The organism is Paenarthrobacter sp. NPDC090520 (genome assembly GCF_044769205.1).
Lineage (GTDB): Bacteria > Actinomycetota > Actinomycetes > Actinomycetales > Micrococcaceae > Arthrobacter.
On the sequence record NZ_JBIVXM010000010.1, the window covers coordinates 61655 to 83079 of the forward strand.

Sequence of the window (21425 nt, forward strand, 5' to 3'; positions counted from 1 at the left end):
TAGGCTCAGTACAGAGCCCATTGAAAACGCTTTCTGGAATCGCGGCTTTACCTGAATCATTCGAAGGAGACTTTCATGCCAGAGCTGACCTTGAACAACGGCGTCACCATCCCGCAGCTCGGATTCGGCGTCTTCCAGGTTCCTCCCGGAGAAACGCAGAAGGTGGTGGAAGACGCGCTTGAGGCCGGGTACCGCCACATCGATACCGCCGCCGCCTACCGCAATGAGGCCGGCGTTGGCGCAGCCATCGCGGCCTCGGGCCTTTCCCGCGAGGAACTCTTCATCACCACCAAGCTCCGCAACGGCGAGCAGGGCGAGGCCTACGACGCCTTCCAGCGAAGCCGCGAGGCATTGGGCCTGGAAGTGGTGGACCTGTACCTCATCCACTGGCCGGTCCCGTCGCAGGGGCTGTACACCCAGGCATGGAAGGAGATGGAGAAGCTGCACCAGGACAAGCAGATCCGGGCCATCGGTATCTCCAACTTCCTTTCGGACCATGTGGACACCCTGCTCAAGGAAGCCGATGTGGTTCCCGCAGTGAACCAGATCGAACTCCACCCGACGTTCCAGCAGGCGGACCTGGCCACGAAGTGCCGCGGCTTGGGCATCGCCGTCGAGGCCTACAGCCCGCTGGGCCAGGGCAAGGACCTGAACGCCGAGCAAGTGGCCCTGGTTGCGGCCGCCCACGAGACCACCCCGGCACAGGTCATCCTGGCGTGGCACCTCGCCCAAGGCACCATCGTGATCCCCAAGTCTGCGGATTCGAACCGCATGCGGGAGAACCTCGGCGCAGCGGACCTGAGCCTCACCGAATCCGAACTTGCCACCGTCACCGCACTGGAGGCGGGTGCCCGAATCGGTTCCGATCCCGCCGTCGCGGCTTTCACACAGTTCTAGAGAGAAGGACGTAACTGACATGCAGTACACGCACCTGGGCCGCTCCGGCCTCAAAGTTTCCCGGCTGTGCCTCGGCACCATGAACTTCGGCCCCAAGACCGAAGAAGCGGCTTCCCATTCGATCATGGATTCCGCCCTGGATTCCGGCATCAACTTTTTCGATACCGCCAACGTCTACGGTGGCACCGAACACCGCGGCTGGACCGAGGAGATCATCGGACGCTGGTTCGCGAAGGGCGGCGAGCGCCGCGAACGGACCGTCCTGGCCACCAAGCTCTACGGCACCATGACGGACCGGCCGAATGAATCGAAGCTGTCCGCACTCAATATCCGGCGGGCCCTCGATGCCAGCCTGAAGCGCCTCCAGACGGACTACATCGATATCTACCAGTTCCACCACATCGACCGCGATACTCCGTGGGACGAGATCTGGCAGGCCATTGAGGTAGCCGTCCAGCAGGGCAAGATCCTGTACTCCGGCAGCAGCAACTTTGCCGGTTGGCACATCGCGCAGGCCCAGGAAGCCGCGCGCCGCCGCAACTACACCGGCCTGGTCAGCGAACAGTCCATCTACAACCTGTTCCGCCGTGAGCTGGAGCTTGAGGTCATCCCCGCAGCCCAGCAGTACGGGCTGGGCCTCATTCCCTGGTCTCCCTTGCAGGGTGGCCTTCTGGGCGGTGTGCTGAAGCAGCAGGAACAAGGCGTCCGCCGCTCCGAGGGACGGGCCCTGGAGACCCTCAAAAAGCACGAGGACCAGATCCGGCAGTACGAAGACTTCGCCGATGAACTGGGACACGCACCCGGCGATGTCGCTTTGGCCTGGCTGCTCCACCAGCCGGCCGTGACTGCACCGATCGTGGGCCCACGCACGCAGGAGCAGCTGGACTCCGCAATCCGCGCGCTGGATGTCACCCTCAACGACGATGCCCTCAAGCGGCTGGATGACATCTTCCCGGGCCACCGCCCCGCACCCGAGGACTACGCCTGGTGAGCAGCGTCCTCCCCGAAACGGGCACCGTCCCGCCGCGGAACATCCTGTTCATTGGCGGGACCGGCGTCATCAGTGCGTCGGCGGCTGAACGCGCCGTCGCATTGGGCCACCGGCTGACCATCCTCAACCGCGGACGGTCAGCCGGGCGGCCGGTTCCTGAGGGCGCCGAGGTTCTCCACGCGGATGTGCGCGACCCCGCGGCCGTGCGGGAGGTGCTTGGCGGACGGGAGTTCGACGCCGTTGCGGACTTTATCTCCTACGCTCCCGATCAGGCGCGGGCCGGCTTGGACTTGTTCCGCGGGCGGACAGGACAGTACGTGTTCATCAGTTCCGCTTCCGCCTACCAGAAGCCGCCAACTACCCTGCCGATCCGGGAGTCCACGCCCCTGAAGAACCCTTTTTGGCAGTACTCAAGGGACAAGATTGCCTGCGAGGAGATCTTCTTCGAGGCTTATCGGGAGCAGGATTTCCCGGTGACGGTGGTACGTCCTTCGCACACTTATGACCGCACCAAGATTGCGATGGTGGGCGGCTGGACGGACATTCACCGGATGCGCGCCGGACTGCCGGTCATGGTGCATGGGGATGGAACGTCGCTCTGGACGCTGACGCACAGCCGTGACTTCGCGAAGGCCTTTGTTGGGCTCCTTGGCCGGCCGCAGGCAATCGGCGAAAGCTACACCATCACCTCGGACGAGTTCCTTCCCTGGAACCAGGTGTACCGTTTGTTTGCGCGGGCCGCGGGGGTTCCCGAACCGGAGTTGTTCCACGTTTCCTCGGAGACAATTGCTGCCCACAGCCCTGAACTCGGGCCGAACCTGCTGGGCGACCGGTCCCATTCCGTGGTGTTCGACAACTCAAAGATCAAGGCATTGGTTCCGGATTACGCGGCGACCATTCCCTTCGCCGACGGTGCCAGGGAGATCGTGGACTGGCATGACAGGCACCCTGAACTGCAAGTGGTGAACCAGGAGTTCATGGAGTTGACTGACAGGCTCCATGACTGGTCGCGCCGCAGCTTGTTGCCAACAACTGCCTCACCAGCGTAGAAAACAAGTAACCTTTCTTTCGTTTCAGCAAAGGAGATCGCGCCCATGGCCGCTGCCCCGCTCATCGAACTCAACGATGGCTTCAAGATCCCCCAGTTGGGCCTAGGCACGTGGCCGCTGAACGATGCCCAGGTTGCGGAGGCCGTGGTGGAGGCCGTCTCCCGTGGGTACCGGCACATCGACACCGCGGTGAAATACGGGAACGAAACCGGAGTGGGCAATGGGATCCGGAACAGTGGGGTGGACCGGGACGAACTGTTCATCACTACCAAGCTCGACGGTGAATTCCAGGGCTCCGGCAAGGCCGTTGCGGGCCTGGACGGTTCCCTCAAGCGGCTGGGCCTGGACTACGTGGACTTGCTGTTGATCCACTGGCCGCTGCCGCGCCGCGACGAGTTCGTCTCCACGTGGAAGACCTTCGAGGAATTGCAGGCTTCGGGCAAGGTCCGCTCCATTGGGGTTTCCAACTTCAAACCTGCACATTTGGACCGGCTCTTCGCAGAGACGGACATCATCCCGGCGGTCAACCAGATCCAGGTGAGCCCGTCGATCCCCCGTGCCTTGGCCCGCGAGTTCAACCAGAGCCACGGCATCGTCACGGAGTCCTACAGCCCACTGGGTGCCAGCAGCGAACTGCTCAATGCCCCGGTGCTGGCAAGAATCGGCGAAAAGCACGGCAAGTCGCCCGGCCAGGTGGTTCTCCGCTGGCATGTTCAGCAAGGCTTGGTGGCGATACCGAAGACCGCCAATCCGCAGCGCATGCAGGAGAACCTGGACGTTTTCGGCTTCGAGCTGGACCAGGACGATCTTGCTGGCCTGCAAACCCTCGACGGCGGCCCGGATGCGGGCGTCGACTCCGACGTCCAGGGACACTGAGCGCCGCTGATGACCACTGTGCTTTGGACCGGTTGCTACACCGCCGACCGCGACGGCAACGGCGAAGGAATCGGCGCGCTGACCGCCGATGACAAGGGCGGACTCACTCACCTGGGCCTGGCCGTTGCCGCCAATTCACCATCCTTCCTGGCTGTGCATCCCAGCCGGCCCGTGGTCTACGCGGTTGCCGAGGAGGGCAAGATGGTGCGGGCCTTCCGGCGGACCGGGGTGGCTGAACTGGAGCCGTTCGGCGAACCTTGGCCTGCCGGGGAGGCGGCGTGCCACGTTGTCGTGGATCCCCAGGGCCGCTTTATCGTCGTCACCTGCTGGGGTGACGGGCAAGTGATCCTTTACGAACTGGACGACGACGGCGCCATCACCTCGCGCGCCAGTGCGGAGGCCGCCGTCGACCCCCACCGCACCGATGGGGACGAGCCGCGGCCCAGCCGCGCACATTCGTCACTGATGCTTCCCGACGGCCGGATCCTCACAACCGATCTGGGGCACGACCTGGTCCGCGTCTGGACATACCGGCCAGGCGAGGGGCTCAGTTCCGACCACCACGTTGTGTTGCCCAAAGGCTCCGGCCCACGGCACATGGCCAGGCACTCGAGCGGCACGGTTTTCGTGGACACCGAATACTCCGTTGAGGTGGCGGCGATCCGGCCGGGGCCCCAGGGAATCCTTGAGCTCGCCGAGGTGATTCCCGCCAGCGTGAACAAAGCGTACGACGGCGACTCGGCGGCTGAGATTGCCATCTCACCGGACGGCCGCTTCGCCTACGTTGGAGTGCGCGGCTCCAACCGGATCTGCGTCCTGCAGGTTGGCGGCGACGGCGGCCTGGCACCCGTGGCCGATGTGCCCAGCGGCGGTGACCGGCCACGGCATCACCTGGTCCGCGACGGCTGGCTGTACGTGGCGCACGAAGGCTCCAACGACGTCGTAAGTTTCAGCCTGGACCCGAGCACGGGACTGCCGGACGGCCCTGTCAGCCGCGTGGAGACCGGCTCGCCAAGTGTGCTGATCCCAGCCGTCCCTTAAACGCCGAGCTGGCATTGAGTGCCAATGCTCCGCTCAAACATTGGCACCAAATGCCAGCTCGGTGATTCCTAGGCGGCCCACACCTCAACATCGTCGGTGCCGCAGAGGAGTTTGCGGCCACCCGGCTCCAGGACAACCCACAGGAGTTCCTGGTGCTGGGAAATGTCGTCTACCCGTCCTGTTCCCGCGCCCCAGGCTACGTCGTAGATCCACACCGGGTCTCCGGACTTCAGCCCGGTCCATTCGGTGGCGGGAACGTGCCGGTAGTCCTCCGGCCTGCTGAGGATGCTCCTGCTCATGCCGAAATATCGGCGGCTGAACGGCGCCGCCACACCGTGGCAACCCCGTTGTGCGCCGGCAGGACGTGCCCCTCCGGGAAAACCTGGACGGCATCCGGCTCGGAATCCGGGCTCCACAAGCCCGACGCCGGGCAGTGGGAACCGGTGGGCATGACGCGGGTGGCTCGTTCGCGCAGGAGGGCGATGCTCTTCATCGTTGAATCTCATCCTTGGTAGCTGGGGTATGGTGCAGTGTGAAGCAGATCTCCTCAACCCTATGAAACTTGGACGCCCTTTGTTATGGGCAAATGCATAAGGTTTGTGCACAGTGCCGTGCACTTGACCAGCACAATCGAGCGCTTGATACGCCAAAAGGCCCGCAGGTCCCCACATCGGGGTCCTGCAGGCCTTCGTTTTGCTTCTACTTGTAGCTCAGGCTGAGCAGCATCGCCTTGAGCTGCGCGTACTGCTGCGTGCCCATCCAGGCCTTCGCTGCGGCGGGGGTAGCGAAGGTGGGCTGCTTTTCGAAGTCGAAGTACACGTAGGCGTTCATCATGCCGTTCCCCACCGGAACCTGGTTGGTGCCGGATGTTGTGAGCCCGGGTTCCAGCATGGAAGCAACCCGCACGTCCATCGCGTAGTACGAAGGCCCGTCAACAGGTCCAGTGCGCGGCGAAGGCATTCCCTCATAGGCCGGGCCGTCGTACGGGACGTATTGCGAGTGGTTCGAGAAGAATCCAAACTCCACCCGCTCCCCTGTGGTTGCTTTTACACCGGAAACCACGGCACGGTCGTACACCGTTCGGTCCACATTGCCTGCCGTGCCATCTCCGTACATGCCGCTGTTGATGATCGCCACCTTGGCGCCCGACTCGTCGAAGATGGTCGCTCCAACGGACGCAGCCTTGGCCTCCTCCGAAAGGTATGGCCCCTGCTCCGTCGTTACAGTCCAACCAGCCGGATAGGTGAAGGACAGATGCCCGTCAGGGAAGGTGAACGTTTTGAGTGTTGGAGCCTGCACCGGCGGGACGACCGGAGCCGTGGCCACAGCGGATGTGGTGGGCGTCGGCACTTGGGTGCTTGCCGCCGTCGGGGTTTCCGAAGGCGTCGCGGATGGTGTGGGTGTGGCCGATGCCGTAGCCGAAGCGGTGGGAGTGGGCGTATCCACGGTCACTGCCGGCGCAGGCATGGAGCTGGCCGGGCCGAAGTTCGAGGCCACCAACACACCGGCCGTGACTGCGGCCGCCCCCAACAGCAGGCCGCCAGCAATCCGCGCTTTGCGGAGTCGGCGTTCCTCCAGCGACGGGACGCTCTTCAGCGGGTTCGTGTCGCTGTAAACCGTGGAGCCGGAGAGCATCTTGTGCAGGGCTTCCTCACCGTTTGGCTCCGTGGCGGGATCGAACGGGTCGATTGCGGCAATCTGGTTCTTGATCGGATCCATGGTCAGACCCCCAACTTTTCTGTAGTCGTCTCGGAACCTGCAGGCAGTTGTTTCCGGAAAGCGGTCCGGGCTCGGTGCAGCCGGACCTTAGCGGCCGATTCGCTGCACTGGAGCACGCCGGCGATCTCGGTGGTGCCCAATCCGTCCCAGTAGGCGAGTTGGAGGATGTCGCGGTCCTTCTCACGCAGCCGCGCCATCGCGTCCTGGACCGCCACGTTGCCGGACTCGTCCCCGAAGCGCTGCACCGCCGTCGTATGCAACTTTTCCTGGAGTGCGTGCTGGCGGTCGCGGCTGCGGTAGGCATTACCTACCAGGTTGCGGGCGATGCTCAACAAATAGGGAAGCTCTGGCCGGCTGTCATCGGACCATTTCTGCCACACCACACGAAAGACATCGGCGGCGATTTCCTCTGCCACCTCTACCGACTCGACGCGTCGGCCAACAAACCTGAAGACGGCTGGGTAGCTGTCTTTATGAATGGCGATAAACGCCAATTCGCGCTCGGAAAGCACGATTTCCCCCTGATATTTAGTGCCCGGAACTGCAGGATACCCCTATAGTTTCCGGCCGGGTCGCCAGGGTTACAGGCTCCCCGAAGATTCTGCTGGATCATTCGCAACCGCACTCGAAAGGAGCCCGGATTTACGCGGCTTACTTGCGGAGCCAGGCGAATGATCCAGCAAAATCTGTCCACGGCCAGATAGATTCAACCCATGGCGACTACAGGACCGGCCGTTGACTGGGCACGCAAGCAAGTAGACCGGGGACGTGTGCCGGTGGGGGTTCTCGGCATCGCTTCCAGGCAAGGCATCGAGGACATCGTGGCCTTCGGCAGCGACGCCGGCCGCCAGGCCGCAACGGATGACCATTTCGCGCTCTTCTCCGTGACGAAACCCATCACAGCTTTGACGGTCATGCGGCAGGTGGAGCTGGGGCGCCTGACCCTTGGCACGCCATTGTCTGCGGCCGTTCCCGGCTTCGGCGCGGACCGGACGGACACCGTGACCTTGGAGCATTTGCTCAGCCACCGTTCCGGGATCACGGATCCGGATATCGACGGCGGCACTCCCCTCCGCGAAGCGCTCACCCAAGCGGGGCACACTTTCTACGCGGGCTCGTTGGTCCAGTACTGCAACCTCGCATTCGAAGGTGCTGCGGCGATGGCCGAGTGGGCCGGCGAGCTGCCGTTCGAGCAGCAACTCCTTGCCCTCGCAGCAGACACCGGCGCCCACGGCCTGACTTTTGACGCCGATCGCAATCCACACACAGTGCACGTGGACAGCACGCCCGGCCTGAACGTGGAGACGATGCACAAGAACCGGCATCCCGGCGCCGGGCTCTTCGGAACGGCCACCGACCTGCTCAGCCTGGGCACCGAACTCCTGCGCGACTCCGGCAAGGCGGTCCAGCCCGCGACCTATGCGGCCATGCGTCGGCCCCGGACCAAGGACGTCCCCTTCATCAGTGTCCTGCCCAGCCCTCGGCGCCACACCGGCCTCGGCTTCCAAATGCCGGCCAACGAATCCGAACTCTCGGCGAGAGAGATCCACGGACATCCCGGATGGTCCGGCACCGAGTGGTGGATGCTGCCCGAACAGGACCGCTGCGTCGTATTCCTGACGAACGTGTTGGACACGCCGGACCTTGGAGTGGACACCACCGAACTGTTGAACGCAGTGGCTGCGTCCTAGCCCCAAGTACGTCGCAGGTGGGTCAGGCAGCGGGCTTGGCTCGCCCTCGCCAGGCTGAGACAGCCCACACCAGCAGCAGCAAAGCCACCAGGATCAAGCCGGCGTCGCCGAGGTCGATCTCCCCGAGCCACGTGGTCAGGGGATCTTCGAGGTCAAAGGCGGCGTTCACGAACCCGCCCAGCGTGATGACTGAGATGAACAGGGCCGAAACCGCAGAGATGCCCGTGATCACGGCGTTGAAGCCCAGTTTGCGCTGCGGGTTGTGGATGGCCGATGTGTACATCCTCATCATGGCCACGCCGTTCGCGGAGTCGCACAGGGTCATGGCCGCGGTGAATGCCAGCGGGAGGGCCATCAACGCGAGGGGCGAGACTCCGGCGAGCGACGCCGTCGTGGTGATGACCAGCAGCCCGATGGTGGTGGCGGTATCGAATCCCAGGCCGAACAGGAAACCGATCACGTAGATGTTCCGCGGCCGCTGCACCTTGGACAGCGGCTTGGCGAGGAGCCGGGCCACGAAGCCTTTCGCTTCGAGATCCTCCGGGCGGACCTCACCCCCGGACTGGACGTTGCGGTAGACCTGGGTTGCGCGAATAAATGCCGAGCCGTTGAACAACCCCATGACCAGCAGGAACAGGCCGGACACACCGCTGCCGATCAGCCCCAGGACCTTGTTGCCGGTGGTGCCGTCCTCCATGAACTGCCCGATCATCGTGGCACCCGCCACCACCAGCAAACCGGCCAGGACCACCACGGAACTGTGGCCCAGGCTGAAAGCGAAACCGACACTCACCGGGTCCTTGCGTTGCGCCACGAACTTCCGGGTGGAGTTGTCGATCGCGGCGATGTGGTCCCAGTCGTAGCTGTGCTTGATGCCGGCCACGTACGCGGTGACCACCAGGCCAAGAGCCAGCGGTTGCGCGCTTCCGGCCGAGCCCACCAGCAGAAGCACGACGGCGGCAGCATGCAAAGCGGCTACGGCACCGAACGTGAAAAGCAGCCGGGTTCGCAAGGACAGCGTGTCCCGCTCCCGGTACATGGCGGCGAACTCAGTCAGTGTTGTCATTAATACTTCCTTAGGTTCAAGGGCTCCTGCCCAAACCAGCGCTTCCGCAGAAGGCCTGTGCAGGCGCCCAGCAATTCGTTGAGTTCCTGGGTGCTGTTCGACAACGAGCGCAATATCAGGCCGGTGGTCCCGCCGACGCTGATGGTCAATGAAACACCCGAATGTGCGTTGTAGTCACGGGTTACCAGGTCCAGTTGGTCGGCCAACTCCTGGTCCACCCGCGGGTCCACCACGATCAGGGATCCCAGGTGGCTGAAGCCCTCCATGAACCCCATGCCCGTCACGTCACTTAGTGGAGGACGGACCAGGAGGTTGTCGAGGGCAAGCAGCTTGGCGCCGTCCGGGGTTTCGACCCGGATCTCGTTCCGGAGCCGCAATTCCTCGTACTTGAAGTCGGCGCCGTCGGGCGACCAGCCCGGCGTGATGACTTCGGCCATGAGAAGGCTCGACGTCGGGTGGAGGCTGATGTGCGAAACCTGCCTGTAGCTGGCCTCCCGGTACGCAATGAGCTGGTCCGGAACCAGCTCCAGCCGCGCACCCTCCCCCAGCCGGAGGGTCATGCGCTGCTCGGCAAACGAGCCCGGTGTCCGATAGATCTTGGTGGCCGACTGCGTAGTGAGAAGCAGGTCAGCCCCGGCCTCAACCTCCACATCGATCAGGAACAGGTCCGCCCCCAAATAGGCCCCACCAGGATTGACCATGACATAGCAAACCTGCCCAGACCCATCGAGGTAGTGCGGCCGCAAAACCCGCAAAGCCCCCTCATGGAACTGCCGCGAAGCAACGGACCGCCCACCCCGCACACTGACGCCAAACTCCAACCGCCCCCGCACAGGCCGACCCACAGCAGCCAACCTCGCGCGAGGCTCTACGTTCCCCAAAGAGGCGGTCGAGGTCTGGGACGGCGCGTTCACGCGCGACCCTCGCACCGTGACCTGGTCGCAGAGGCGGCTGAGCCGGATTTTTGGGCCGCGGCGTGGCGGGCATCGCGAAGCGGGCACGGCCCAAAATCCGGCGAAGCCGCCGTCCCCAGCACCCTCACTGTGCCAAGTCGAGCATGAGGACGTCCCGCTTGATCCAGCCCAGGACCTCCTCCAGCCCCTCATCCGTCTTCAGGTTCGTAAAGCAGAACGGCTTGTTGCCGCGGAATTCCTTGGAGTCCCGTTCCATGATGGACAGGTCCGCACCAACGTGCGGGGCCAGGTCCGTCTTGTTGATGATGAACAGATCGGATTTGATCATGCCCTGCCCGGCCTTGCGCGGAATCTTCTCGCCCTGCGCTACGTCAATGATGTAGATCGAGAAGTCCACCAGTTCGGGGCTGAACGTGGCGGAGAGGTTGTCGCCGCCGGATTCGACGAAGATCACCTGCAGGTCCGGATGCCGCTGTTTGAGCTGCTCGATCGCGGCGGTGTTCATGGACGTGTCTTCGCGGATGGCGGTGTGCGGGCACCCGCCGGTTTCGACGCCGATGATCCGGTCCTCGGGCAGGATGCCGTTGGCGGCGAGGATTTTGGCGTCCTCGATCGTGTAGATGTCGTTGGTGATGGCGGCCATGGAGATGTCGCCGCTCATGTGGCGGGTGATGCGCTCCACGAGTTGGGTCTTTCCCGCTCCGACGGGTCCGCCGATGCCGATGATGATGGGCTCAGTCATGTGTCCTCCTTGGTTAGCTCATGAACATGCGGGCGCGTTGCCGCTCGTGCCGCATTTGTGAAATTTCCAGTCCGGGGCTCACTGCCCCGAAGTCGTCCCAGCTCAGGTGCGGGACAACCTCGACGGCGGCAGCAACGGCGTCGTGCGCGTTCCGCAGCACCCGCTGCCCGGCGTTCTGGCCGAGCGGAATGGCGCGTACCGCGTTTTGCGTGAGTGAGGTGACGGTCGCGAAGAAGTACGCGGCCAATGCCTCGCCGAGCGGCACCCCGAGCGAACGCGCGACGACGGCGAACGCCAGCGGCTGATGACCAGCGGCACGGCCTCCACTCACCAAGGTGCGGTAGGTGTCGAGCTCGGGAGAAGGGAACACCTCGCGCCCGATCTCGAGCAAACGGCCACCCATTTTGCAGGAGGCCTCGCGAACCTCGCGCGCCAGGAGGGTTCCGCTCAGGATCTGGTCCAGCTCCGCCAGGTCAACGCCTTCATAGTGGAACCTGATTGCCAGGCCTTCCGAGTACGTCAGCTGTTGTGCCACGAAAGCACCCAGCCAACGTCCAAAGGAGGCCTCGTCCGCCACGAGTTCGCGATCGATGTACGTTTCGAATCCGAGGGAATGGGCAAAAGCACCTGTCGGCAACGCGGAGTCGGTCAGTTGCTGAAGCGCCAGCTGGTAATCAGTGCGTGTGTTCTGCATGGCGGAAGGGCACCGGCATCACCCGTTCCTGCCTCTCATAGGGCACGCCAACATGCTTGAGATAGTCCTCGACGGTGTGGTCGTACTGGCACACCATGACTTCGGCGCCGTATTCGGAGGACGCCTCAAAGAATTGTGCCTGCAAGTGCCGGTTGCCCAGGGAGTGCGCCACGACGCCCATTTCGTGGATGGTGCGGGGCGCAATGACCAGCACGTCGGTGGGCAGCACGGAGATGACAATCAGGTTGGCCTCTTCGATGGCGAGGATGTCTCCGTCGCGAAGGTCGCCGGTTCCGGAAGGGAGGCGGATGCCGAGTTCCTTGCCGTGGTCCGTGGTAACGCGTTGGATGCGCTTGACCAACAGCGCGCTGGGGAGCACCACTTTTTCCTTGTGGTGTCCCGCGTAGGTGTTGTGGGGCAGCTCGTGGAGGTTGCCCAGGATTTTTTCGATGATCATGGTTGTCCTAGAAGAGGAAGTAGCGCTGCGCCATGGGCAGCACATCGGAGGGTTCGCAGGTTGCTTCGACGCCGTCCACGGTGACCTTGTAGGTTTCGGGATCCACCACGATGTCCGGGGTTTCGCCGTTGTGCTTCAAATCCGCTTTGCGTACGTCGCGGATTCCGCTGACAGGCCGGATGACCCGTTCCAGGCCAAGTTCCCCGGGGACCCCGGCCTCAATGGCAGCCTTGGACAGGAACGTGATGGACGACTGCTGGAGGGCCTTGCCGTACGTAGCGAACATGGGCCGCATGGTGCGTGGCTGGGGTGTAGGGATGGAGCCGTTGGAATCGCCCATGAGGGCATAGGCGATCTGGCCGCCCTTGATCACCACTTCCGGTTTCACACCGAAGAACGCCGGGTCCCACAGCACCAGGTCGGCGAACTTTCCGGGTTCCACCGAGCCGATGCTGTCCGCCATGCCCTGCGCGATGGCCGGGTTGATGGTGTATTTGGCCACGTAGCGCTTGAGTCGGAAGTTGTCGCTGTCCGGCGAGCCATGCACTGCACCGGAAGGATCCTGCAGAACTCCGCGTTGGCGCTTCATCGCGTCGGCCACTTGCCAAGTCCGTGTGACCACTTCGCCCACGCGGCCCATGGCCTGGGAGTCGGAGGAGGTGATCGCGAAGACGCCAAGATCGTGGAGCACGTCTTCGGCGGCGATGGTTTCGGCCCGGATGCGGGAGTCCGCGAACGCCACGTCCTCGGGAATGTCCGGGTTGAGGTGGTGGCAGACCATGAGCATGTCCAGGTGCTCTTCGATGGTGTTCTTCGTGTACGGCAGCGTGGGATTGGTGGAAGCCGGAAGGACGTTGGGCAGCCCGGCGATCTTGATGATGTCCGGGGCGTGGCCGCCGCCGGCGCCTTCGGTGTGGAAGGTGTGGATGACCCGTCCGTCGATCGCGGCAATGGTGTCTTCCACGAAGCCGCACTCGTTCAGGGTGTCCGTGTGGATGGCCACCTGGATGTCGTATTCGTCGGCAACCCTCAGGGACATATCGATGGACGAGGTGGTGGCGCCCCAGTCCTCATGGACTTTGAGGCCGACGGCACCGGCGCGGATCTGCTCTGCGAGGGGCTCGACGGCGGACGCGTGACCCTTCCCGAAGATGCCGATATTGATGGGCAGTCCTTCGACGGCCTGCAGCATCCGGGAGATGTGCCAAGGGCCGGGGGTGATGGTGGTGGCCTTGCTGCCCTCGGCGGGCCCGGTTCCGCCACCGACCATGGTGGTCACGCCGTTGCAGAGCGCGGTGGGGACCTGCTCGGGGGAGATGTAGTGGATGTGGGTATCGATGCCGCCGGCGGTGAGGATCTTCCGTTCCCCGGCGATGATCTCGGTACTGGCACCGATCACGATGTCCACGCCATCGGTGATCTGCGGGTTGCCGGCCTTGCCGATCTTGAAGATGTGGCCATCCTTGAGGGCAACATCGGCCTTGTAGATACCGGTGTAGTCCAACACGATCACGTTGGTGATGACGGTATCCGGAATGTCCTCCGCGCGGGTCAACTGCCCGTTCTGGCCCATGCCGTCGCGGATCACCTTGCCGCCGCCGAACACCACTTCCTCGCCGTACGCTGTGTAATCCTTCTCGATCTCGAGGAACAGCTCCGTGTCCGCCAAGCGGATGGCATCGCCGGTGGTGGGGCCGTAAAGCTCGGAGTATTGCTTGCGTGAAATCTCGAAGCTCATTCAGCGTCTCCTTCGGTGACGGGCGCACCCGGGCGCGTGCCGCCGTCGAGCTTTCCATTAACTGCGTTACGCAGCCCGAAGACTTCGCGCGTACCCGCCAAATTGATCAAGTGGACGGTCTTGGTGTCGCCGGGTTCGAAGCGTGCTGCGGTGCCGGCAGGGATGTCGAGGCGGCGGCCATAGGCGGCCTCGCGGTCGAATTCGAGGGCGCCGTTCGCTTCAGCAAAGTGGTAGTGCGAACCGATCTGGACGGGTCGGTCGCCGCGGTTCACTACCTCGACGGCGATCGCGTCACGGCCGCTGTTGCAGACGATGGCTCCGGTTTGGAGCCGGTACTCTCCGGGGATCATGCGGGGCTCCTAGCGGATGGGGTCGTGGACGGTCACGAGCTTGGTGCCGTCGGGGAAAGTGGCTTCGATCTGGACGTCGTGGATCATCTCGGGGACGCCTTCCATCACGTCCTCGCGGCGGAGCAATGTGGTTCCGTAACTCATGAGCTCGGCCACGGTCTTACCATCGCGGGCACCCTCAATGAGCTCGTAGCTGATGATCGCGACTGCCTCGGGGTAGTTCAGCTTCAACCCGCGGGCCTGCCTGCGCCGGGCGAGATCAGCCGCCACCACGATCATGAGTTTTTCCTGCTCACGCGGCAAAAGATGCATAGGTTCTCCTTCAAACTTCCTGGTGCTGCGCAGACGGACGTCTGATCACTCGAGGCTGGAACAGCCGAGGACGTCGGGCGCTACTTCTCTTATAGCCCCAAACGTCTGACATATCTACTTGAGATCCCCGCCAACGAATTGCGACCAGCGTATGACTTGCAAAGTTTCGTCCGCGTTTCCTAGTCCTGCGGACCGGCCTTCGATTTCCCCTCGGCCCGGTGCTTCCGCACCTGCCAGATCACGAGAAGTACGACGGCGATGCCCGCGACTACCAGCGCGGCGCCACGGCCGAAGGTGCGGGCAACTTCCTCGTAGGAACTCCCCGCAAGGAAGCCGATGGTGACGAACAGGCTGCCCCAAACAATGCCGCCGGTAAAGTTCCACGTGGCGAAACGCCGGTAGGGCATTTGGCTCAAGCCGGCGAGAGCGGGCATGACGGCACGGAAAAACGCCGTGAAGCGTCCAAGGAAGACGGCCAGGCCACCCCGCCGGGCGAGGAAGTCCTCTGCTTTTTGCAGTCGGGCACGTCGCTTGTCCAGGATCTTCATCCGCATGATCCGCGGGCCCAGGTGTTTCCCGATTTCGTATCCCACGGTGTCACCGAGGATGGCGGCAGATACCACCACCAGGATCATGACCCACAACGGCAGGTCACCTTGGCTGGCGAAGACTCCGCCGATGACCGCGGCCGTTTCCCCGGGGATGACGAAGCCGATGAAGAGCGCATCTTCGGCGAAGACCAAGGCGAAGACAATACAGGCCACCACCAGGGGACTGGCATGGAGGAGCCCCTCGAGCAGCGACTGCATGGCTCCGAGTGTGGCAGAAATCGGGCCGCGCGGGGAGGTCCGGCGGGCAGCGCTTAATTCTCGGGCAACCCATGGACAGCCTAATACATCACTAATATACTAGTTGCGTACTTCACGCTACAAGCGTGACCAGCTCGACGAGGAGTTATACAGCACATGCAGAAACTCGCACACCGGCTTGAACGCCTGGGCACCGAAACTGCTTTCAGCGTCGCGCAGGCCGCCGCTGCCTGGAAGGCGAAGGGCAACCTCGTGTACCCCTTCCACCTTGGCGATATCAACATCCCGACGGCCCCGCACATCATTGACGCGATGAACAAGGCCATCGCCGATGGGTACACCGGTTACTGCCCGGGCCCGGGCATCCCGCAGTTGCGGGAGGCTCTGGCGGAGGACATCGGATCCCGCCGCGGCATCGAGTTCTCCCCGGAGAACGTGGTGGTCATGACCGGCGGCAAGCCTGTGATCACCAAGTTCCTGCAGGCCGTGATGAACCCCGGCGAAGAGGTCCTCTACCCCAACCCCGGCTTCCCGATCTACGAATCCCAGATCGAATACTTGGGCGGCACGGCCGTGCCCTACCGCTACGTGCCCACGTCCCAGGGCTTCGCGATCGGCCTGGACCAGGTCCGGGCCTCGATCACCCCGAACACCACAGCGATCATCTACAACGACCTGCAGAACCCCATCTCCGCAGAGTCCACCGCGGCCGAACGCGAAGCGATCGCCCAGATCGCGATCGAGCACGACCTCTGGGTCCTCTCCGACGAGGCCTACTTCGAAACCCGCTACGAGGGCGTCTCCTCCTCCATCACCTCCATCCCGGGCATGGCCGAACGCACCGTCATCCTCTACACGTTCTCCAAGAAGTTCGCGATGACCGGCTCCCGGCTGGGCTGCGCCGTGGCCCCCAAGGAGATCGCCCAGGTCCTGTCCACGCTTAACACCAACGACGAATCCTGCACCACCCACTACGTGCAGTGGGCAGGCATCGAAGCCCTGCGCGGACCCCAGGAACCCGTCCAGGACATGCTGGACATCCTCAAGGGCCGCCGCGACGCTGCCTGTGAGATCGTCAACAGCATCCCCGGCATGAGCGTGGCTGTTCCGCAGTCCACGTTCTACCTGTTCCCAGACGTCACCGACGCCATGGCCCGCCTGGGCTACACGGCCGTAGGCGATTTTGCCTCCGACGCCCTCTACAAGACCGGGGTGTCCTTCTGCACCCGCGAGCACTTCGGCCGACGCCTGCCCGGCGAAGACCGCCAATACATCCGCCTGGCCTACTCCGGCATCGAAGTCCCCGCCATCCAAGAAGGCCTGGGCCGCCTGCGTGAATGGATCGCAAGCGCATGAGCCGCGTCGTCGTCACGGGACGCATCCCCGAAGCCGCCCTCGAAAACCTCCGCGCCAACCACGACGTCCTCGCCTGGGAAGGTGAAGGGTCCATCAGCCGCGAAGAACTCCTCCGCCGCGTGGCCGGAGCCGACGCCATCGTCAGCCTCCTCACCGAACGCGTCGACGCCGAACTGCTCGACGCCGCCGGGCCGCAGCTGAAAGTCGTCTCCAACGTCGCCGTGGGCTACGACAACATCGACGTCCCGGCCTGCACCGAACGCGGGATCACCGCCACCAACACCCCCGGCGTGCTCACCGAAGCCACCGCCGACATCGCCTTCGGGCTCATCCTCATGGCCACCCGCCGGCTCGGCGAAGGCGAACGGCTCATCCGTGCCGGCCAGCCCTGGAAGTGGGGCATGTTCTTCCTGCTCGGCTCCAGCCTGCAAGGCAAAACCCTGGGCGTCGTGGGCATGGGCGGCATCGGTATCGCCACCGCGCGCCGTGCCAAGGCCTTCGGCATGGAAATCGTCTACCAATCCCGCAGCGAAATCGACCCCACCATCGCCGCCGAACTCGGTGCCCGCCGCGTGGAACTCGACGAGCTCCTGACGATCTCCGACGTCGTTTCCCTGCACTGCCCCTACGGACCGACCACCCACCACCTCATCGGCGCCGAACAACTCGCCGCCATGAAGGACACCGCGTACCTGGTCAACACCGCACGCGGACCCATCATCGACGAAGCAGCCCTCGCCCTCGCCCTGCGCGAAGGCCAGATCGCCGGCGCCGGACTGGACGTCTTCGAACAAGAACCCAAAGTCCACCCCTGGCTCCTTGAGCTCGAAAACGTAGCCCTCGTCCCGCACCTGGGCTCCGCCACCGTCGAAACCCGCACCGCCATGGCCGTCCTCGCAGCCACCAACACCCTCGCCATCCTCGGCGGCGAACAACCACCCACACCCATCAACTAACCGACACAACAACAAAGCGGCGGGAGGGCAATGCCCACTCGCCGCTTTTGTTATTGGCCAACTGGTTCGCTGAACGGCTAGCTTTCAGGCAACTTACGGTCCAGGTAGTACGCAGAGAACACGAGTGCTGCCAGACCCAGCAGAACTCCTATGTAATAAAGCACCAGGCCCATGACACCCAAGTGCACTCCAAACACGCCGCTCAAGAGCAGGTGCAGACCGATACCAAGCAGGAGGAATGCCGCGGCGATGCGGCCAACTATTGCCCCCTTGGAGGTATGCGTTCCACGAGGAGTTCCCGCCACAAAGTCGGCAGTACTGAACCGCTCGCCCATGCTCTCCTGGAGGTTCGTTGCGTCGCGTATGTGCCGGGGAATTTCTGGCTCGGCAATCCCCTTCCTCCTCAGCGCATAGGCAATATTCCGTTTCACCGATGATTCCATGCTTACACTCCATTCCTGACGCCCTGCGGCTAGGCTACGTCCTTTATCCGGTTCCGCCACGCTCCGATAGCCCCCGGAACGATGATCCAAATTGCCGCGGAGGAAACCGCTGCCATTGCGTTTCCGCCTTCGGTCAGCACATTGGTCAGTGTGGCTGACTGGAGAAACGGAGTAGCCGTCCCGGCAAAGAGACCGATCAACGAGTCGAAGACGAACGACTGGAACAGGACGAACACAATAGCCAGCGGCGTTGATAGCAGTGCCGACGCGACGGCTGCACCGGCTATCGTTCCAACAACAGTCACACACGTCAGCAGCCAGAGACTCCTGACTACGTCTCCATAGACGACATCGGTTCCCGCCACCGCAGAGAGCGCCAAGGAACCCGCGAACGAGACCGCGCATACCGAGAGGATGATGCCGAGAGCAAAGGTCGACACAGCTATGTACTTGGCGATGAGCAGCAGTCCACGTCGCGGCTGGAGGACGAAGAACTTGATGACATCCCGATGTTGCCAATCGGATGTGACCGCCAGGATTGAAACGATCGGCGCACCTATTCCGGCAGGCAATGCCAACGCAGCCAGCATCATTGAGGTATCGATCGGCTCACCACGGGTGATAGACGTGCTGACAAACACAGCAACCATGAGAATGCCTAGAAACACCATGGATGCAAGGATCCATCTGGAGCTGCGGGTATTTGTCAGCTTTCGCAACTCAACATGAATGGCAACCACCATGGGATTCTTTGCTGGGGTGCGCAAGGTGTTCATTGCCCGTCCCTTCTTGGTGGGATGGCGACAAATTCTGGAGAAGTCAATTCTGAGTAGTAGTGCTCTAATGACACAGCGCGGCTTGGCTGCAACAGGCTAATTTGAAGGTTGTACCGCCAAAGTATCTCGCCAATACGGTCTGGGGTGGACTCGACCAGGAGAGGGCGTCCCTGAGTACTACCTTCATCTCTCAGGCTGATACCTTCAGCACGGAGGACTCGTTGGATGTCCAGTAATTGAGGGCCAGCAACCTCAGTAACATCGACACCACCGAGTTCGCGGATCGTCGAGTCCGAAATGACAGAACCCCGGTCAATGATCACCACCCGGTCAACGTACGATTCAAGCTCGTTCAGAAGGTGACTCGAAATGAGTACAGCGCCACCACCCGAGGCGAACGCACGGATCGATGACTTAAGCCATCTCATTCCCTCAACGTCCAAGCCGTTAGCGGGCTCATCAAGAACCAAATACTTGGGGTTGCCAAGCAAGGCGATGGCCAGGCTGAGCCGTTGGCGCATTCCCAGGGAAAGCGAGCGTACTTGCCTCCTGGCGGCGTTGGACAGACCGACGGATTGCACAACCTCGTCAACGCGCTGGAACGAGAGCCCCATCATGATGGCCGCCATACCCACAGTTTCTCGGACTGAACGACCCGGATGGTGGGCAGAAGGATCCAGAAGAAAACCGATCTCCGTCCCCGGATTTCTTAGGTCCTTAAAGTGGATTCCTTGGATGGCTATTGAGCCCCCATCCGGCCGGGTGAGACCGGCAATCATCCTTAGGGTCGTCGACTTACCTGATCCATTTGGCCCGACGAAGCCGGTGATCGTGCCAGGTTGACAGGAGAAGCTGACATTCCGGACGGCCTTGACTTTGCCGTAAGACTTCGAGACATTTTCCAGTTTCAGCGTCATCTGCGCGCACCCTGATCCATTTCAGAGATAGGTCCCATGGACCTGATTAGTGCCGACATCATATACATCAGAAAAAATAGTACAAAATCGATACCTATAAAGAACCAACAGTCTCCTTCATTCTGCGGCGGGGCGGCAGACAGGGCTATGGCATTGGAAAACAAGTGAAAGATGACACTGGGCCACAGGGACTGCCACCTGATCGCAAGAGTCTGCGCAAGCACCGCAAAGACGAGTCGGTCAAGAAACATCGACACGAATGGTGAAACGTGGAGCACCGAAAATGCGAGTGCGAACACAAAGACTACACCGATGCGGACGCCACTCGAACATTGCAAACGAGACAATAGAGATAGCGGCATCCCTCGAAAAATGATCTCTTCCAGCACTACAACTACTGGGGCAGTCAACGCCAGTGGTAGTTGACTTTCATGCAGTACATTCATCAGCACAAGCACCACGGCGCCGACAGCGACAAGTACTGCGTGTATCCGCCACTTCGTTTCACCAAGAGAACCGACCGTCAGCGGGTTGAAATGGAATCGGAAGTACCCGATGGCCATAGCTAGACCACCGACAATTCCTAGTGCGATAGGAACAATGAACTCATCGGCGACACCTGCCGCCCACAGTACGAGATACGAGAGAACCAGGCCCACGACCACAGTTCCGCTAAGTAGAGTGGCGACTGCGATGGCATTCGTGAATAGTCGCTTGATCATTCACCTCGCTTCAGAGCAGTTGCCGGCCGACTGGGCTTGCCAGCGAGTCCAGTCGGCCGACAACCCACTACTTACCAGCCGAAGAAGTATCGGCGCAGTTCGACGTAGAACTCCCACACGGCCCCACCAATGAACCAGTTGATGGTGCTTCGAATCCAGCCAGCCAAGCCGTTCCACCAGCCCACGAAAGCACCCCAGCCCCACTTGACTGCGTCCACCATCGCATTCCATACATAAGGTGCCGCCCACCGAATCCAGTCCAGGATCGGCTTGATATTTATCCGCTTCTGGGCGTCAGCCGCAGACGGATCAACGAACGAGTCCGGCGCCAATGCCGAAGCGGCCGCCGCCGCGACGTACGTTGCGCTTTGCGCCCCCACCACAGGAGTTGAGACGCCAATATTGGTCGCCACCGAGGAAACGCTTGAAATTGAAGCACTCCGAACGGCTGCCGGCGCTGACAGGAGAATTACTCCCGCCAACACGGCCGCAACCAGCCTTTTGCCATAATTGACCGTATTAGGTAAAAATTGAAGCAAACCCACTACCTCCCCAATCATCACACCCACCTTGGGCGTCTCATTAAAGTAAATTAAGGATCAAAATCCTGTCAATTTAAATTTGAAATTCTCTAAAAGGTGGGTAATTGGCAAATTTGATCAGCATTCTTACTGGACTGGTAAAAACCGCGTAATTCCGGGGTGCGGAAGCAGAAATCTGCCGCAAATGCACTGACCGACCGAAGACCATCAGCAGGCTTTATATTTGCCAGCCCTCCGATGGACTTAACGGCAAGGGGTCACCGGCAGTGACTGAGACCGATCTAGTCAGTGGCGGCCGACGACAGCGGCTAGGGCAATTGTCGCGGGCTTACAGGGTCCGTTTGAGCCCGTTCTGCAGTTGCTGAGA

At 62.3% G+C, this 21425-nt stretch carries 26 protein-coding genes; 8 read left to right on the forward strand and 18 right to left on the reverse strand.

Translation table 11 applies throughout. From position 1 onward, the window contains the following. Positions 1–75 precede the first annotated feature (75 nt). From ACIQTZ_RS13765 to ACIQTZ_RS13785, 5 genes are read left to right on the forward strand one after another with little or no spacing between them, the layout of a single operon-like run. Positions 76–897 carry an aldo/keto reductase gene (locus ACIQTZ_RS13765; protein ID WP_402981650.1) on the forward strand — a complete coding sequence of 274 codons (822 nt, stop codon included), beginning with the start codon at positions 76–78 and terminating at the stop codon, positions 895–897. A gap of 19 nt (positions 898–916) precedes the next feature. Continuing rightward, positions 917–1888, forward strand: coding sequence for an aldo/keto reductase (locus tag ACIQTZ_RS13770; RefSeq protein WP_400269946.1), 972 nt, complete (start codon positions 917–919; stop codon positions 1886–1888). Then, the gene (locus ACIQTZ_RS13775; protein WP_402981653.1) at positions 1885–2937 is read left to right on the forward strand and encodes an SDR family oxidoreductase; all 1053 of its coding nucleotides are present in this window, start codon (positions 1885–1887) and stop codon (positions 2935–2937) included. Before ACIQTZ_RS13770 ends, ACIQTZ_RS13775 begins: the two co-directional genes overlap by 4 nt. A 45-nt stretch (positions 2938–2982) precedes the next feature. Beyond that, a complete protein-coding gene (locus ACIQTZ_RS13780) occupies positions 2983–3813 on the forward strand; it encodes an aldo/keto reductase (protein ID WP_402981656.1) in 831 nt (276 codons plus the stop codon). 9 nt (positions 3814–3822) lie between these two features. Next, positions 3823–4854 (forward strand): lactonase family protein, encoded by a 1032-nt coding sequence (locus tag ACIQTZ_RS13785; RefSeq protein WP_402981659.1) that lies wholly within the window; start codon positions 3823–3825, stop codon positions 4852–4854. 68 nt (positions 4855–4922) lie between these two features. On the opposite strand, the gene ACIQTZ_RS13790 is transcribed toward ACIQTZ_RS13785, so the two are convergent. From ACIQTZ_RS13790 to ACIQTZ_RS13805, 4 genes are all read right to left on the reverse strand, one after another. Further along, positions 4923–5153 (reverse strand): hypothetical protein, encoded by a 231-nt coding sequence (locus ACIQTZ_RS13790; protein ID WP_400335275.1) that lies wholly within the window; start codon positions 5151–5153, stop codon positions 4923–4925. Beyond that, positions 5150–5347, reverse strand: coding sequence for a hypothetical protein (locus tag ACIQTZ_RS13795; protein ID WP_397325095.1), 198 nt, complete (start codon positions 5345–5347; stop codon positions 5150–5152). The genes ACIQTZ_RS13790 and ACIQTZ_RS13795 overlap by 4 nt, the downstream gene beginning before the upstream one ends. Before the next feature lie 206 nt (positions 5348–5553). Next, entirely contained in the window at positions 5554–6573 is a 1020-nt protein-coding gene (locus ACIQTZ_RS13800) for a hypothetical protein (RefSeq protein WP_402981662.1), read from the reverse strand. Positions 6574–6575: 2 nt separating this feature from the next. Further along, positions 6576–7085 (reverse strand): RNA polymerase sigma factor, encoded by a 510-nt coding sequence (locus ACIQTZ_RS13805; protein ID WP_402981665.1) that lies wholly within the window; start codon positions 7083–7085, stop codon positions 6576–6578. A gap of 201 nt (positions 7086–7286) precedes the next feature. Between ACIQTZ_RS13805 and ACIQTZ_RS13810 the strand changes: the two genes are divergently transcribed. Beyond that, the gene (locus ACIQTZ_RS13810; protein WP_402981668.1) at positions 7287–8264 is read left to right on the forward strand and encodes a serine hydrolase domain-containing protein; all 978 of its coding nucleotides are present in this window, start codon (positions 7287–7289) and stop codon (positions 8262–8264) included. Between the two features lie 22 nt (positions 8265–8286). Here the strand turns inward: ACIQTZ_RS13810 and ACIQTZ_RS13815 are convergent, their stop codons facing one another. From ACIQTZ_RS13815 to ACIQTZ_RS13855, 9 genes are all read right to left on the reverse strand, one after another. Beyond that, positions 8287–9330: a HoxN/HupN/NixA family nickel/cobalt transporter gene (locus ACIQTZ_RS13815; protein WP_402981671.1), complete on the reverse strand. Its 1044-nt coding sequence runs from the start codon at positions 9328–9330 to the stop codon at positions 8287–8289. Beyond that, positions 9330–10031, reverse strand: a complete 702-nt coding sequence (locus ACIQTZ_RS13820; protein ID WP_402981674.1) for an urease accessory protein UreD — start codon at positions 10029–10031, stop codon at positions 9330–9332. Before ACIQTZ_RS13820 ends, ACIQTZ_RS13815 begins: the two co-directional genes overlap by 1 nt. Positions 10032–10368: 337 nt before the next feature. Next, positions 10369–10986 carry an urease accessory protein UreG gene (gene ureG, locus ACIQTZ_RS13825; RefSeq protein WP_400335265.1) on the reverse strand — a complete coding sequence of 206 codons (618 nt, stop codon included), beginning with the start codon at positions 10984–10986 and terminating at the stop codon, positions 10369–10371. 13 nt (positions 10987–10999) lie between these two features. After that, a complete protein-coding gene (locus tag ACIQTZ_RS13830; protein ID WP_402981677.1) occupies positions 11000–11680 on the reverse strand; it encodes an urease accessory protein UreF in 681 nt (226 codons plus the stop codon). Then, positions 11661–12137, reverse strand: a complete 477-nt coding sequence (gene ureE / locus ACIQTZ_RS13835; protein ID WP_402981680.1) for an urease accessory protein UreE — start codon at positions 12135–12137, stop codon at positions 11661–11663. Before ureE ends, ACIQTZ_RS13830 begins: the two co-directional genes overlap by 20 nt. A gap of 7 nt (positions 12138–12144) precedes the next feature. Beyond that, entirely contained in the window at positions 12145–13875 is a 1731-nt protein-coding gene (gene ureC, locus ACIQTZ_RS13840; RefSeq protein WP_402981683.1) for an urease subunit alpha, read from the reverse strand. After that, positions 13872–14225, reverse strand: coding sequence for an urease subunit beta (locus tag ACIQTZ_RS13845; protein ID WP_402981686.1), 354 nt, complete (start codon positions 14223–14225; stop codon positions 13872–13874). The genes ureC and ACIQTZ_RS13845 overlap by 4 nt, the downstream gene beginning before the upstream one ends. Before the next feature lie 9 nt (positions 14226–14234). Continuing rightward, entirely contained in the window at positions 14235–14537 is a 303-nt protein-coding gene (locus ACIQTZ_RS13850; protein WP_284977070.1) for an urease subunit gamma, read from the reverse strand. A 179-nt stretch (positions 14538–14716) separates the two neighbouring features. Beyond that, positions 14717–15346, reverse strand: coding sequence for a DedA family protein (locus ACIQTZ_RS13855; protein WP_402981689.1), 630 nt, complete (start codon positions 15344–15346; stop codon positions 14717–14719). Positions 15347–15502: 156 nt separating this feature from the next. On the opposite strand from ACIQTZ_RS13855, the gene ACIQTZ_RS13860 reads away from it, so the two are divergent. Together ACIQTZ_RS13860 and ACIQTZ_RS13865 are read left to right on the forward strand one after the other, a co-directional pair. After that, a complete protein-coding gene (locus tag ACIQTZ_RS13860; protein ID WP_402981692.1) occupies positions 15503–16702 on the forward strand; it encodes a pyridoxal phosphate-dependent aminotransferase in 1200 nt (399 codons plus the stop codon). After that, positions 16699–17658 (forward strand): 2-hydroxyacid dehydrogenase, encoded by a 960-nt coding sequence (locus tag ACIQTZ_RS13865; RefSeq protein ID WP_402981695.1) that lies wholly within the window; start codon positions 16699–16701, stop codon positions 17656–17658. The genes ACIQTZ_RS13860 and ACIQTZ_RS13865 overlap by 4 nt, the downstream gene beginning before the upstream one ends. A gap of 77 nt (positions 17659–17735) precedes the next feature. Here the strand turns inward: ACIQTZ_RS13865 and ACIQTZ_RS13870 are convergent, their stop codons facing one another. From ACIQTZ_RS13870 to ACIQTZ_RS13890, 5 genes are all read right to left on the reverse strand, one after another. Next, the gene (locus tag ACIQTZ_RS13870) at positions 17736–18101 is read right to left on the reverse strand and encodes a hypothetical protein (RefSeq protein WP_402946777.1); all 366 of its coding nucleotides are present in this window, start codon (positions 18099–18101) and stop codon (positions 17736–17738) included. A 29-nt stretch (positions 18102–18130) separates the two neighbouring features. Then, the gene (locus ACIQTZ_RS13875; protein WP_402946775.1) at positions 18131–18877 is read right to left on the reverse strand and encodes a hypothetical protein; all 747 of its coding nucleotides are present in this window, start codon (positions 18875–18877) and stop codon (positions 18131–18133) included. Further along, on the reverse strand, positions 18874–19794 hold the full coding sequence (locus tag ACIQTZ_RS13880) for an ABC transporter ATP-binding protein (protein ID WP_402946773.1): 921 nt from the start codon (positions 19792–19794) through the stop codon (positions 18874–18876). The genes ACIQTZ_RS13875 and ACIQTZ_RS13880 overlap by 4 nt, the downstream gene beginning before the upstream one ends. Continuing rightward, a complete protein-coding gene (locus tag ACIQTZ_RS13885) occupies positions 19791–20516 on the reverse strand; it encodes a CPBP family intramembrane glutamic endopeptidase (protein WP_402946772.1) in 726 nt (241 codons plus the stop codon). The genes ACIQTZ_RS13880 and ACIQTZ_RS13885 overlap by 4 nt, the downstream gene beginning before the upstream one ends. 71 nt (positions 20517–20587) lie before the next feature. Beyond that, positions 20588–20929 carry a hypothetical protein gene (locus ACIQTZ_RS13890; protein WP_402946770.1) on the reverse strand — a complete coding sequence of 114 codons (342 nt, stop codon included), beginning with the start codon at positions 20927–20929 and terminating at the stop codon, positions 20588–20590. Positions 20930–21425: the final 496 nt, after the last annotated feature.